Source organism: Mycobacterium sp. RTGN4, from assembly GCF_033804635.1.
Taxonomy (GTDB): domain Bacteria; phylum Actinomycetota; class Actinomycetes; order Mycobacteriales; family Mycobacteriaceae; genus Mycobacterium.
Genome location: NZ_JAPZLB010000027.1, coordinates 1 through 13,109, shown reverse-complemented (window position 1 = coordinate 13,109; position 13,109 = coordinate 1). Strand labels below are relative to the sequence as shown.

At 67.4% G+C, this 13,109-nt stretch carries 14 protein-coding genes; 6 read left to right on the top strand and 8 right to left on the bottom strand.

Annotated features, from left to right (window positions below):
* Positions 1-16: 16 nt before the first annotated feature.
* The gene (locus SLQ30_RS32200) at positions 17-262 is read left to right on the top strand and encodes a hypothetical protein (RefSeq protein WP_319449140.1); all 246 of its coding nucleotides are present in this window, start codon (positions 17-19) and stop codon (positions 260-262) included.
* Here SLQ30_RS32200 and SLQ30_RS32195 read toward each other — a convergent pair.
* The 3 genes from SLQ30_RS32195 to SLQ30_RS32185 form a co-directional block, all read right to left on the bottom strand.
* Positions 259-543: a hypothetical protein gene (locus SLQ30_RS32195; RefSeq protein ID WP_319449139.1), complete on the bottom strand. Its 285-nt coding sequence runs from the start codon at positions 541-543 to the stop codon at positions 259-261. The genes SLQ30_RS32200 and SLQ30_RS32195 overlap by 4 nt on opposite strands.
* Positions 544-606: 63 nt before the next feature.
* Positions 607-2,502 (bottom strand): DNA primase, encoded by a 1,896-nt coding sequence (gene dnaG / locus SLQ30_RS32190; RefSeq protein ID WP_319449138.1) that lies wholly within the window; start codon positions 2,500-2,502, stop codon positions 607-609.
* A 31-nt stretch (positions 2,503-2,533) separates the two neighbouring features.
* Positions 2,534-3,793 carry a deoxyguanosinetriphosphate triphosphohydrolase gene (locus SLQ30_RS32185; RefSeq protein ID WP_319449137.1) on the bottom strand — a complete coding sequence of 420 codons (1,260 nt, stop codon included), beginning with the start codon at positions 3,791-3,793 and terminating at the stop codon, positions 2,534-2,536.
* 127 nt (positions 3,794-3,920) lie between these two features.
* Here SLQ30_RS32185 and SLQ30_RS32180 point away from each other — a divergent pair, with 127 nt between their 5' ends.
* Positions 3,921-5,915, top strand: a complete 1,995-nt coding sequence (locus SLQ30_RS32180) for a TPM domain-containing protein (protein WP_319449136.1) — start codon at positions 3,921-3,923, stop codon at positions 5,913-5,915.
* A 69-nt stretch (positions 5,916-5,984) separates the two neighbouring features.
* Here the strand turns inward: SLQ30_RS32180 and SLQ30_RS32175 are convergent, their stop codons facing one another.
* Entirely contained in the window at positions 5,985-7,394 is a 1,410-nt protein-coding gene (locus tag SLQ30_RS32175) for a glycine--tRNA ligase (protein WP_319449135.1), read from the bottom strand.
* A gap of 171 nt (positions 7,395-7,565) precedes the next feature.
* Here SLQ30_RS32175 and SLQ30_RS32170 point away from each other — a divergent pair, with 171 nt between their 5' ends.
* Both SLQ30_RS32170 and SLQ30_RS32165 read left to right on the top strand, forming a co-directional pair.
* Positions 7,566-7,898: a metalloregulator ArsR/SmtB family transcription factor gene (locus tag SLQ30_RS32170; protein WP_319449134.1), complete on the top strand. Its 333-nt coding sequence runs from the start codon at positions 7,566-7,568 to the stop codon at positions 7,896-7,898.
* A 38-nt stretch (positions 7,899-7,936) separates the two neighbouring features.
* The gene (locus SLQ30_RS32165; RefSeq protein ID WP_319449169.1) at positions 7,937-8,317 is read left to right on the top strand and encodes a Fur family transcriptional regulator; all 381 of its coding nucleotides are present in this window, start codon (positions 7,937-7,939) and stop codon (positions 8,315-8,317) included.
* On the opposite strand, the gene SLQ30_RS32160 is transcribed toward SLQ30_RS32165, so the two are convergent.
* The 4 genes from SLQ30_RS32160 to recO are packed head-to-tail and all read right to left on the bottom strand — an operon-like array spanning position 8,310 to position 10,895.
* Positions 8,310-8,723 (bottom strand): NUDIX domain-containing protein, encoded by a 414-nt coding sequence (locus SLQ30_RS32160; RefSeq protein WP_319449133.1) that lies wholly within the window; start codon positions 8,721-8,723, stop codon positions 8,310-8,312. The two genes, SLQ30_RS32165 and SLQ30_RS32160, sit on opposite strands and share 8 nt — an antisense overlap.
* On the bottom strand, positions 8,720-9,169 hold the full coding sequence (locus SLQ30_RS32155; protein ID WP_319449168.1) for a hypothetical protein: 450 nt from the start codon (positions 9,167-9,169) through the stop codon (positions 8,720-8,722). Before SLQ30_RS32155 ends, SLQ30_RS32160 begins: the two co-directional genes overlap by 4 nt.
* 48 nt (positions 9,170-9,217) lie before the next feature.
* On the bottom strand, positions 9,218-10,105 hold the full coding sequence (locus SLQ30_RS32150) for a decaprenyl diphosphate synthase (RefSeq protein ID WP_319449132.1): 888 nt from the start codon (positions 10,103-10,105) through the stop codon (positions 9,218-9,220).
* A complete protein-coding gene (recO, locus tag SLQ30_RS32145) occupies positions 10,050-10,895 on the bottom strand; it encodes a DNA repair protein RecO (RefSeq protein WP_319449131.1) in 846 nt (281 codons plus the stop codon). The genes SLQ30_RS32150 and recO overlap by 56 nt, the downstream gene beginning before the upstream one ends.
* Before the next feature lie 78 nt (positions 10,896-10,973).
* Between recO and SLQ30_RS32140 the strand changes: the two genes are divergently transcribed.
* Positions 10,974-12,419, top strand: a complete 1,446-nt coding sequence (locus tag SLQ30_RS32140; protein ID WP_319449130.1) for an amidase — start codon at positions 10,974-10,976, stop codon at positions 12,417-12,419.
* Positions 12,420-12,472: 53 nt separating this feature from the next.
* Positions 12,473-12,919, top strand: coding sequence for a CAP domain-containing protein (locus tag SLQ30_RS32135; protein ID WP_319449167.1), 447 nt, complete (start codon positions 12,473-12,475; stop codon positions 12,917-12,919).
* The last annotated feature ends 190 nt before the right edge of the window (positions 12,920-13,109 follow it).

The window sequence follows — 13,109 nt, the reverse complement described above, 5'->3', positions numbered from 1 at the left end:
ATGTGGGAGGGCTCAAGTGATCCGAATCGCTGCCGTTCTGGCTGTCGGCTACGTCTTGGGCGCCAAGGCCGGCCGCCGTCGATACGAACAGCTCGCAGGCACCTACCGGGCGATCACCGAAAGTCCGAAGACGAAGGCAGTCCTCGATGCGGGCCGCCGGAAACTGGCTGACCGGGTATCGCCCGATCCCACGATGGTGACGCTGACGTCCATCGACACGAAGACGGTGCTCGAGCCCGAAGCGGGCGCCGAACGTCGTTAGGCGATCGGCGTGTCCCAGGTTTGGCCAGGCAGCAATTGACCCGTCTGGAGCCCGTTGTTCGGCCCATAGAGCCCACCAGGAGTGCTGATGGTGTTCGGATTCCCGTTCGAGTAGCCCACGCAGATCGGATCCGAACCGTTGGTGGTGACCGACGACAGGCACTTCCCGGGTCCCGCGTTGAACGCAGTGTCCACCCCGACGAGCGCGACGGCGATCGGAGCGGCGACGGCTGCGACGGCCAACGCGCCTGCGGCGACGAAGCGATGTGCTCGGATGGTCATGAAAGCCCTCCACGGCGTCTGATGAGGTCGGACAGCGCCTTCACCATAGCGTGACGACGATTCTCACGCAGTGAGGTCGTCGCCGCTGGCCTGCTGCAGCAGGCTCTTCCGGTACGTCTCCAGCGCAATGAGATCACCGAACAGGGCGTTGTAGTCGTCGCTTTGGTCGACCGGTGACATTCGGTGCAACTTGGACTTCATCTCGGCGATCTGGCGACCGACCCACACCTCCTGCAAGCGGGCCAGCACCCCACCGATGTAGCGCGGCAGCCGTTCGTCGTCCTCGACCCGGATGGCCTCCACCCCGAGCTCACCGACCATGCCCCCAACCTCGGGCGCCGCAGCCTGTGCGCGGACGGCTTCGATCCACTCCCCGCCGGAGAGTCCGGCCGACATGCCACCCGCCGCTGCGACGGCCGCGCGCACCGCCGCATACGAGGGATGCGTGAAGCTTTCGACGGTCAACGTGTCGAACACCGGACCGGCGATGGCGGGATACTGCAGCGCTGCCTTGAGCGCTTCGCGCTGCGGCCACAGCGTCGGATCCCGCGGGTCGAGGCGAGTCACGACGGAGCCCTCGGTGGCCGGCCGACGGCCCTCGCGACGCGGCGCGGCGGTGCCACCCGACTTCGCGGTCTCACGCACCCGTGAGATGACCTGGGCGACCTCTTCCCAGCCGACCCAGCCGGCCAGTTGCCTGGCGTACTCCTCGCGCAGCGTTGATTCCTTGATCTTGGCCACCATTGGCACGCAGCGGCGTAGCGCCGACACCCGGCCCTCGGCGCTGTCCAGGTCGTGTTCGGCCAGCGCGGTCCGAATCGCGAACTCGAACAACGGGGTTCGCCGTGCGACGAGGTCCCGAAGCGCCGCGTCACCCGACTTCAGCCGCAAGTCGCAGGGATCCATGCCGTCGTCGGCTACCGCGACGAACGATTGGCCAGCCAGGTTCTGCTCCCCCTCGAACGCCTTCACCGCAGCGGCCCGGCCCGCTGCGTCGCCGTCGAACACGTAGATCAATTCACCGCGAAAGAACTTGTCGTCCATCATGAGTCGGCGCAGCATGGACAGGTGCTCGTCGCCGAAGGCGGTGCCGCAGGACGCGACCGCCGTCGTGACGCCGGCCATGTGCATGGCCATCACGTCGGTGTAGCCCTCGACCACCACGGCCTGATGTCCCTTGGCGATGTCGCGCTTGGCCAGGTCGAGCCCGAACAACACGTTCGACTTCTTGTACAGCACCGTCTCCGGGGTGTTGACGTACTTGGCCTCCATGTGGTCGTCGTCGAACAGTCGGCGGGCACCGAACCCGATGACCTCCCCCGACGAGATCCGGATGGGCCACAGCAGCCGGCGGTGAAAGCGGTCCATCGGGCCGCGCTTGCCTTCGCGGGACAGCCCAGCCCCCTCGAGCTCCTTGAACTCGAAACCCTTGCGCAACAGATGTTTCGTCAGCGTGTCCCACCCCGACGGCGCGAACCCGCAGCCGAACTGCTTGGCAGCCTCGGCGTCGAAGTTGCGCTCGATCAAGTACTGGCGCGCGGGCGCCGCCTCGGCCGACTGCAGGGCCTCGGCGTAGAACTCCTGGGCGGCGGCATTGGCGGCCACCAGCCGACTGCGGCTGCCGCGGTCGCGCTGAACGTTGGTGGTCGACGCGCCGGTGTAGGTGACGGTGTAGCCGATTCGATCGGCGAGCATCTCCACGGATTCGACGAAGTTGACGTGTTCGATCTTCTGCAGGAAGGAGTAGACGTCACCGCCCTCGCCGCAGCCGAAGCAGTGGAACTGGCCGTGGTTGGGCCGGACGTGGAAGGACGGCGACTTCTCGTCGTGGAACGGACACAGTCCCTTCAGCGAGTCGACGCCTGCCCGGCGCAACTGGACGTAGTCGCCGACGATGTCCTCGATGCGGACTTGCTCACGGATGGCCGCGATGTCGCGATCAGAAATCCGGCCAGCCATGAGCCAAGTCTATGCGGGCGACCCGGGCCCGTTACGCCGGTTCTATCCGCTCCAGCCTGCCCTCGGTGTACGAGGCGATCTGATCGAGGATCACCCGCAGGCGCGCGGCGTCGTCGGCCGCGGCGTTGAACTCTGGCACGAAGATCGGGTCAAGCGTCGACGGCGCCCGCGCGGTCAGGAATTGCACGACGAGGTGGATCCGGTCGCGCTGCCTGGCCTGCAGGTCCAGGTGCCGCGGATCGGACATGATGAACTGCAGCGCCAGGATCTTCAGCACCGCAACCTCGGCCCTGACCAGCGCCGGGACCTGCAGCTGCGCCTGGTACCGCACCAGCGGGCCAGGCCCCGCCACCTCGCGGGTCGCGGCGATGGCGGCCGAGGCGAAGCGTCCGACGAGCTCGCTGGTGACCTTCTTGAGTGCGACGGACGCGGCCAGCGTGCCGTCATACTTGCCGACCGCGGCGACCACGGGTAGCGCCGACAAGCGTTGCGCCGCCGCGACCAGGTCTTGTGCCGTCAGCCCCGCCCCCATCCCGTGAGCCTCGCCCAGCCGGCCCAGCACCGCCGCGGCGTCGTCGTCGGCTAGCACCCGCATGTCGATGCGCCCGGACACCACCCCGTCCTCGACGTCGTGCACCGAGTAGGCGACGTCGTCGGCCCAATCCATGACCTGGGCCTCGAGACACGGCCTGCGCTCGGGCGCGCGGGTGCGCACCCAGGTCGCCGCGGGCTCGTCGTCGGCGTAGAAGCCGAACTTGCCGCCGTGTGGAGCTCGGTACCACGGATACTTGGTGACGGCGTCCAGCGCTGCGCGCGTCAGATTCAGCCCGGCACTGACACCTTGCGCATCAAGCACTTTCGGTTCGAGCCGGGTCAGAATGCGGAAGTTCTGTGCGTTGCCCTCGAAGCCTCCGGCGTGCTCGGCGGCCTCGTTGAGGGCGCGCTCCCCGTTGTGGCCGTACGGCGGGTGGCCGATGTCGTGAGCCAGGCCCGCGAGGTCGACCAAGTCGGGGTCGCACCCGAGGCCGATCGCCATGCCGCGCCCGATCTGGGCGACCTCCAGCGAGTGCGTGAGCCGGGTGCGCGGGGTTTCGCTCTGCCGCGGACCCACGACCTGGGTCTTGTCGGCCAGCCGCCGGAAGGCCGCGCTGTGCAGCACCCTGGCCCGGTCGCGCGCGAAGTCGGTGCGATGCTCGGCACCGGTACCAGGCAACGCGGCACCCTTCGGCGCTTCGACCACCAGCCGTTGGCGGTCGAAGTCGTCGTAGCGGTCCTCCGGCGAAGTGCTCACTGGCGCATAGTCTGCCAGCACGGTCGGCCCCGTCGTCAGCCCCTCAGGCCTGAACACACGACGCCAAACCTCAGTCCGTTGAGTCGAGGCGGCACCGATCAGCCGACACAGTCACTACATTGACGTCATGCGCATCGCCCGGCTCCTTCGCCTCGTCCTCGCGATACTGGCCGCGAGCGTGCTGCTAGCACCCAGCGCGGGCGCAGCGCCGCCGTTCCGACTCGCGAGCTACGTCACCGACGAGGCCAACGCGCTGTCGACCAGCCAACTCATCGAAGTGCGGACTGCGGTCGACAATCTCTACAGTGCCCGCCGGATTCGCCTGTGGGTCGTCTACGTGGACACGTTCTCCAACCAGGACGCCCAAACCTGGGCGCAGAACACCATGCGCGTCAGCAACTTCCAGAGCGAGGACGCGATCCTCGCCATCGCGACCACCGATCGCGCCTACGCATTCCTGGTGCCCAGCGCGTCACGCGGTGGAGTGGACGTCGACGCGCTCCGACGGAACGACGTCGAACCAAAGCTGCGTGCCGGAGACTGGGCGGGCGCCGCGACGGCCGCCGCCACCGGCTTGAACCCGGTCGCGACTCCCGTTCACGTCTCTTGGGTCCCCATCGTGATCGCCTTGGCGATCATCGCGCTGCTGCTGGCCGCATTGTTGTGGTGGCGCCGTCGACGTCAGCACAAGCGCCGCGAGGCCGAGTTCGCTGCCGCGCGCCGACTAGATCCCGCCGACCCCGGGGCGCTGGCGGCCGTGCGCCTGGACGTACTTGACGACCTGTCCAAGTCGATGGTCGTCGACGTCGACAACGCAGTCCGAACGAGTGACAACGAATTGGCATTGGCAGTCGAGGAATTCGGAGACAAGGACACCTCACCGTTCACCGCTGCGGTGAAGAATGCGAAAACGACTCTCGCACAAGCATTCAACGTGAGGCAGATCCTCGACGACACGGTGCCAGAGACTCCGGCCGAACGCCGCGACCTCCTGACCCGGGTGGTGGTGGCCGCAGCCAAGGCCGACCGTGAGCTCGATGCCCAGCGCGAGGCCTTCCAGCAGCTGCGCGATCTGGTGATCAACGCGCCGTCGCGGCTCGACACCTTGACGCAGCAGATGGTCGACCTCACTGCGCGCCTCGAACCGGCTCAAAAAACCCTGACGGCGTTGCACTCGCAGTACGCGGACAGCGCGCTGGCATCGGTGGCAGGCGATGTCGACACGGCCAAGCAGCGGCTCGCGTTCGCCGATCAGAACATCACCACAGGGCGCGCGCTGGTCACCCGACCGACCGACCGCCAGCTCGGACTGGTCGACGCCATCCGTGCTGCGGAGTCCGCATTGGGTCAGGCCCGCACGCTGCTCGACGCGGTCGACAGCGCCGCCACCGACATCAACAGGGCCATCGCAGGGCTGCCCGCGGCGATCACCGACATCCAGGCGGGCATCAGCCACGCCGCCGAACAGCTGGCTCAGGGCAACCTCCCCCAGGCGGCGCAGCTGGGCGCCGCCCGCGATGCCGCGGTCAAGGCCGTCACAGCCGCCCAGACCACCGGCAGTGCCGATCCGCTTGGCGCGTTCACGAATCTGACGCAGGCCGATGCCGAACTCGATCGACTATTGGACACGGTGTCCGAGGAACGCGCGGCGGCCGATCGGCTGGGCAGGGCATTCGACCAGGCCCTGTTCACGGCTCAGTCGCGGGTCCAGGCCGTGTCGGATTACATCGACACGCGGCGCGGCAGCATCGGGCCCGAAGCGCGAACCCGGCTGAACGAGGCGTTGCGCCAACTGGAAGCAGCGCAGTCGAAGCGCGCGGACAATCTCCCGGAAGCCATTCAGCACGCCAACGGAGCGGCGATGCTTGCGGGCCAAGCCCAGTCGATGGCCAACAACGACGTCGTCGCCTCGCAGCGCTCGTACACGGGCCGGTATGGCGGTGGCGGCGGTGGCAACAACATGGGCGCGGTGCTGGGCGGGATCATCATCGGCAACATCTTGTCGGGCGGGCTGGGCGGCGGGATCGGTGGCGGTGGCGGCTTCGGCGGAGGCGGCGGATGGACGTCGACGACGTTCGGCGGATCCGGCGGCGGCTACAGCGGAGGCGGCGGCCGCTTCTAGCCCGCCCTTTTTCCGCGAGCGCGCGTGTTGGTACATCGACACGCGCGCTCGCGGACAAGCCGGGGAACGCTAGGCGCCCTTGAGGCGGACGGCCAGGTAGTCGGACACCGCGTCGATGGCGACACGTTCCTGCGTCATCGCATCGCGTTCCCGGATCGTCACGGCGTGATCCTCAAGCGAGTCGAAGTCGAGCGTCACGCAGAACGGCGTTCCGATCTCGTCCTGTCGGCGGTAGCGGCGGCCGATGGCACCCGCGTCGTCGAACTCCACGTTCCACGACTTGCGCAGCTCGGCCGCCAGGTCACGCGCCTTGGGCGAGAGGTCGGCGTGCCGGGACAGCGGCAGCACGGCGGCCTTCACCGGAGCCAGCCGCGGGTCCAGTCTCAGCACCGTGCGCTTGTCGACGCCGCCCTTCGCGTTGGGCGCCTCGTCCTCGGTGTAGGCGTCGACCAGGAACGCCATCAGCGAACGGGTCAGGCCCGCTGCCGGCTCGATGACGTACGGCACGTAGCGGGCCTCGGTGGCCTGGTCGTAGAACGACAGGTCGACGCCGGAATGCTTTGAGTGCGTGGACAAGTCGAAGTTGGTGCGATTGGCCACCCCTTCGAGCTCGCCCCATGGGTTGCCCGAGAACCCAAACTTGTACTCGATGTCGACCGTACGGTCGGAGTAGTGGGAGAGCTTCTCCTTCGGGTGTTCGTAGAGTCGCAGATTCTCCGGGTCGATGCCGAGGTCGACGTACCACTGCAGTCGCGTGTCGATCCAGTACTGGTGCCACTGAGCGGCCGTCGAAGGCTCGACGAAGAACTCCATCTCCATCTGCTCGAACTCGCGGGTGCGGAAGATGAAGTTGCCCGGCGTGATCTCGTTGCGGAAGCTCTTGCCGATCTGTCCGATGCCGAACGGCGGCTTCTTGCGCGCCGTCGTCACGACGTTGGCGAAGTTGACGAAGATGCCCTGAGCGGTTTCCGGACGCAGGTAGTGCATGCCCTCCTCGGTCTCGATAGGACCGAGGTGGGTCTTGAGCATCATGTTGAAGTCGCGCGGCTCGGTCCACTGCCCCTTGGTGCCGCAGTCCGGGCAGACGATCTCGGTCATCGCGACGGAGTCTGGATCGTCAAGGCCCTTCTTCAGGGCGTACGCCTCCTGCATGTGGTCCTGACGATGCCGTTTGTGACAGTTCAGGCACTCGACGAGCGGATCGTTGAACACCTCCACGTGACCGGAGGCCACCCACACTTCACGCGGCAGGATGATCGCGCTGTCGAGACCGACGACGTCGTCGCGGCCGGTGACCACTGACCGCCACCACTGCCGCTTGATGTTCTCCTTGAACTCGACGCCGAGCGGCCCGTAGTCCCACGCGGATTTCGTGCCCCCGTAGATCTCGCCGGATTGAAAGACGAGACCACGACGTTTGGCCAGGTTCGCGACGGTGTCGATGATGGATGCCACGGGGTGACAGCCTAGCGAGCGCACCGGTCGGCTGAGTTCGGGGTTTCCCCGCGCGGCCCCTCCTCACCCCGGCTCGCGACTCCTACGCCATTGTCGTGCTCGGCCCCGAAATCGCAGCTCTGGTGTAGGGCTCGCGAAACCGGTGCCGCGCGCACGCGTTGACATGCGCAACCCCGCATGTATTCTGACCGCATAATGAAAACCGTTTCCAACTTGGCCGTGCCCGACGTCCACCACAACGCGGTACTCGACACCGCGGGCGAACTGCTGCGCGCACTCGCGGCCCCAGTCCGCATCGCCATCGTGCTCGAGCTACGTGAGTCGTCGCGGTGCGTGCACGAACTGGTCGACGCGCTGGGCGTGGCGCAACCCCTGGTGAGTCAACATCTGCGCATCCTCAAGTCGGCGGGCGTCGTCGCGGGCGAGCGGGCCGGTCGCGAGGTCCACTACCGGTTGGTCGACGACCACCTCGCCGAGATCGTCGTCGCCGCCGTGGCCCACGCCGCCGAGTACCCGGAATCCCGTTGAGCGGCACCGAGGTCGATGGTCGGCGGCCACCCGGCTCCGTGGTTCGCGCAACCCGCCAGCGTACGGCGATCTCGGCACTACTCGAGCACGTCGATGAATTCCGGTCCGCCCAAGAGCTTCACGACGAACTGCGTAAGCGCGGCGAGAACATCGGACTCACCACCGTGTATCGCACCCTGCAGTCGATGGCCGCATCGGGATCGGTCGACACCCTGCGCACGGATACCGGCGAATCGGTCTATCGGCGTTGCTCGGAACATCATCATCACCATCTGGTGTGTCGAACCTGCGGCTCCACGGTGGAGGTCGAGGGCGGCGCCGCCGAGCGGTGGGCCGCCGAGGTCGCCAAGGAGCACGGCTTCTCCGACGTCAGCCACACCATCGAGATCTTCGGGATCTGCGCGCACTGCGTCAGCTGATTCGCTCGTCGTCGCGGGCCAACGCCAGCACGGTGTGCCTCGTCAGCGGCGCCAACTCCAGGTCGCCGGGCGCCGTCGGGTCGACCCATGCGAGCTCGACGATCTCCGCCGAGGGTCGTGGCACGTCATTGAGGCGGACCATGAACAAGTCGGCATCGACGACATGGTCGGGTTCGTTGGCCGCCGGGGCGGAGAACCGTCCGAGCGCGAGGACGGTCGATGCGTCGAAGCCGGTGCCCAACTCCTCGCTGACTTCGCGGGCCAGCGCCTCCACTGGCGACTCCCCTGGTTCGATCTTGCCGCCGGGTTGCATGAACGACGACGTACCGCGCTTGCGCACGACGAGCACGCGGCCAGCCTCGTCGAGCACGACCGCCGCGACGATGCGGATGACCGCATCGGTCACGAATTCAACTCCTCGCGCACGTCCTCACCGGTCGCGAGCACCATCAGGATCAGCGTGCGCAACGCGTCGTCACTGAGGCCAGCGGCGGGAAAGTTGTAGCGCAGCAACACGTCTGCAGTCTTCTTGGCCGCCGATCGACGGGTCGCCGCCTTGGCCGACGATCCGTTGACCGGCGACTCGACGAGCTTCTCGACCAACACGATGCTGCCCAACATCGTCCTGGCCGCATGCGCGGTGACGCGTTCCCGGATCTTGTTCGTCAGCGGCAGATCCCACGCAATCGGCTGGGTGAGCGACACCAACTCCAAACCCTCGGCGATGGTGACGACGCGCACCGACGCGACCAATCCGCCGCGAATCACGGTCAATGCGTCGTCTTCCTCGGTAACCGTCATCACCTCGCCGAGCGCCGAGGACAGCCTTTCGAGTAACCCGCTGGGCGGCATCAGGCTCTGCCGCTCAGGCACATCATTCGGCTCTGCCGCTCAGGCACATCATTCGGCTCTGCCGAAGCGACGGTTTCGGTTCACGTACTCCACACAGGCCTCCCAGAGGTCACGACGGTCGTAGTCCGGCCACAACTTGTCCTGGAACACGAATTCGGCGTAGGCCGCCTGCCAGAGCAGGAAGTTGCTCGCCCGCTGCTCCCCCGAGGTGCGAATGAACAGGTCGACGTCGGGGATGTCGGAGCGGTGCAGATGCTTGGCGAAGGTGGCCTCCGAGATCCGGCTCGGGTTGACCTTTCCCGCCGCGGCCTCTTCCGCGAGTTCCCTTGCTGCTTCGACGATCTCGGTGCGTCCGCCGTAGTTCACGCAGTAGTTGATCGTGATGACGTCGTTGCCCACCGTCATCTGCTCGGCGATGTCGAACTCCTTGATCACGCTGCTCCACATGCGCGGCCGTGAACCCACCCAGCGCATCCGCACGCCCATCGCGTTGAGGTTCTCGCGGCGACGCCGCACTACCTCGCGGTTGAAGCCCATCAGGAACCGCACCTCTTCGGTGCTGCGCTTCCAGTTCTCGGTCGAGAACGCGTACACCGTCAGGTGCTTGATGCCGATTTCGATGGCGCCGCAGGTGATGTCGATCAACACCGCCTCGCCCATCTTGTGACCGTCGGTGCGACCGAGCCCACGCTGGGTGGCCCAGCGGCCGTTGCCGTCCATCACGACGGCCACGTGGTTGGGCACCTGGTCGGCCGGGAGCTTGGGCGCCGACGCCTTCGACGGGTGCTGCGGCGGACGGGAGAATTTGCCATTCGTGTTAGGCGGAAGCTCCGGAAACACCACCGGCCACGTCGACTTGTCCGGGAACGTCGGATAGTCGTCAGGCGCCGGCGGCAGCTGTGGGTAGGTGGTCTTCCCCGGCCGCTTGATTGCCATGTGCAATATCCTGCCCGACCAGCGCCGCACGCTGGTCAGCGACTGTCCGATCGATGCGGTAGACGCGCTCAACCAGCGGCAACGTCCGTAACTGCCGTTCGAGGTGCCACTGCAGGTGCGCAGCGACCAATCCGCTGGCCTGGCTGCGGTGCGCCGACGACGACGCCTCGGCGAACGCCCAGTCGCCATCGTGGAGTGCCACCATCAGCTCCAACACGGCCTGCGGAGGCGTCACCGAACCCGACGGCCTGCAGTGCACGCACACACTGCCGCCCGCGGCGACGTGGAACGCGCGGTGCGGGCCAGGGGCAGCGCAGCGCGCACATTCCACCAGCGCAGGCGCCCACCCGGTGATGCCCATGGCGCGCAACAGGTATGCATCGAGCACCAATTCCCGTGGCCTGCCGCCGTCGGCGACTGCGCGCAACGCCCCGACGGTGAGCCGGTGCAACGCGGGCACCGGGGCGCGTTCCTCGCCTGCGAGCCGCTCGGCGGTCTCGAGCACTGCGCATCCAGAGGTGTAGCGCCCGTAGTCACTGACGATGTCGCTGGCGAACGCATCGATGGCCTGCACCTGGGTGACGATGTCGAGGTTCCGGCCAGGGTGCAGTTGAACGTCGATGTGCGCGAACGGCTCCAGTCGGGCCCCGAACTTGCTGCGTGTTCGGCGCACGCCTTTGGCCACCGCACGGACCAACCCGTGCTCGCGGGTGAGCAGGGTGATGATCCGGTCAGCCTCGCCGAGCTTGTGCTGACGCAGCACCACCGCTCGATCCCGGTACAACCGCATCCGAACAGTCTCCCATCGCCGGCGGACAACACCGGTTAGACCGGCCGAGCTATCGAGCCCGATATTGTCGATTGCAACATGGCCCAGACCCCGCCTCCCCCCGCTAACACCGGGCCCCTTCCAACGCTGGCCCAGCTGCTCTATCGATTGGCCAGCGGCAAGGTCACGTCCGTAGAGCTCGTCACGCACGCACTCAGCACGATCGAAGCCAGCCAACCCACGCTGAACGCCTTCCGCGTGGTGTTCACCACGAAGGCGCTGGCCGACGCCGCCGAGGCGGACCGCAAACGCGCTGCGGGCGAGGATCTTCCACTCTTGGGAATTCCGATCGCCGTCAAGGACGACGTCGACGTAGCGGGGGTGCCGACCCGGTTCGGGACCGAGGGCCACGTCGCACCCGCGACGGCAGACGCCGAGGTAGTGCGGCGGCTGCGGGCCGCCGGCGCCGTCATCGTCGGCAAGACCAACACTTGCGAACTGGGCCAATGGCCCTTCACCAGTGGCCCGGGCTTCGGCCACACCCGCAATCCGTGGTCGCGTGAGCACACCCCGGGCGGTTCGTCTGGAGGGAGTGCCGCGGCCGTGGCCGCCGGTCTAGTGCCTGCGGCCATCGGCTCCGATGGTGCGGGCAGCGTACGCATCCCCGCCGCGTGGACGCACCTCGTCGGCATCAAACCCCAGCGGGGCAGAATCTCGACCTGGCCACTTCCCGAGGCGTTCAACGGCATCACCGTGAACGGGGTGCTCGCCCGCACGGTCGGTGACGCCGCCCTGGTGCTCGACGCGGCATCCGGGAACGCGGTCGGCGATCTGCACAAACCGCCACCGGTGCGCGTCTCGGACTCGGTCGGTGAGGCTCCGGGACCGTTGACCGTCGCGATGTCCACGAAGTTTCCGTTCACCTTCTTCCGCGCCGAACTCCACCCCGAGATCCGGGCCGCCATGGAGACCGTCGCGGGCCAGCTGGAGGAGCTCGGGCACACCATGACGACCGCCGATCCCAACTACGGGCTACGGATGTCGTGGAACTTCCTCTCCAGGTCCACCTCCGGGCTAGTCGACTGGGGCCACCGCCTCGGCTCGGGCGTGACACTAGATAAACGCACCACGAGCAATATGCGGATGGGCCGGTTGCTGTCCGAACAAGTACTGCGGAAGGCCCGTGCGCAGGAAGCCAGGACGCAACGGAGAATCGGGTGGATCTTCAACGTCGCCGACGTGATCCTGGCTCCCACCACCGCGCAGCCACCCCCGCCGCTCCACGACTTCGACCGCAGGGGCGGAATGTCCACTGACCGGGCGATGATCCGCGCCTGCCCGGTGACCTGGCCATGGAACGTGCTCGGCTGGCCGTCCATCAACATCCCCGCCGGGTTCACCTCGGACGGGCTGCCGATCGGCGTGCAGTTGATGGGCCCGGAGAACAGCGAGCCGCTGTTGATCTCGCTCGCCGCCGAACTCGAGGCGATCGGCGGATGGGCGTCCAAGCAGCCGACGGTTTGGTGGAACGCTCCGGTCGCGTAGTCTCCCCGTTTGTGAAGGTCAGCCGGGTTTTGGGCGTGTTTCCCGCACTGGTCATGGTAGGCGCCGCCACGGTGGGCGCGCCGTCGGCCAACGCAGACAACCAGCGCCTCAACAACGGCGTGGTGGCCAACGTCTACACCGTGCAGCATCACGCGGGCTGCACCGGCGACGTCAAGATCAATCCCCAATTGCGGCTAGCCGCCGAATGGCACGCCAACGATGTGTTGAACAACCGCGACCTCGACGGCGACACCGGCTCCGACGGCTCGTCGCTTCAGGACCGCGCCAGGGCCGCGGGCTATCAGGGCCTCGTCGCCGAGACCGTCGCGATCAACCCGGCGCTGGCGATCAACGGCGTCGACATCATGAACCAGTGGTACTACCGGCCCGACTACCTGGCGATCATGTCGAATTGCGCCAACACCCAAATCGGCGTGTGGTCGGTGAACAGCCTCGACCGCAGTGTCGTCGTCGCGGTGTACGGCCAGCCGTCACAGTGATTTCGGTGTGGTGGGGGTGGGGGGGGGGGCCCCCCCCCCCCCCCCAAACACAAAAAAACCACCCCCCCCCCCGGGGGGGGGGGGGGGGGGCCGGACGGGGGGGGGCCCCCACCCCCCGCCCCCGCCCGCCCCGGGCCCGGTGGTCCGCGCGGCCGGCCCCCCCCCCCGACGCTTGCTGGGTGGGGGCGCC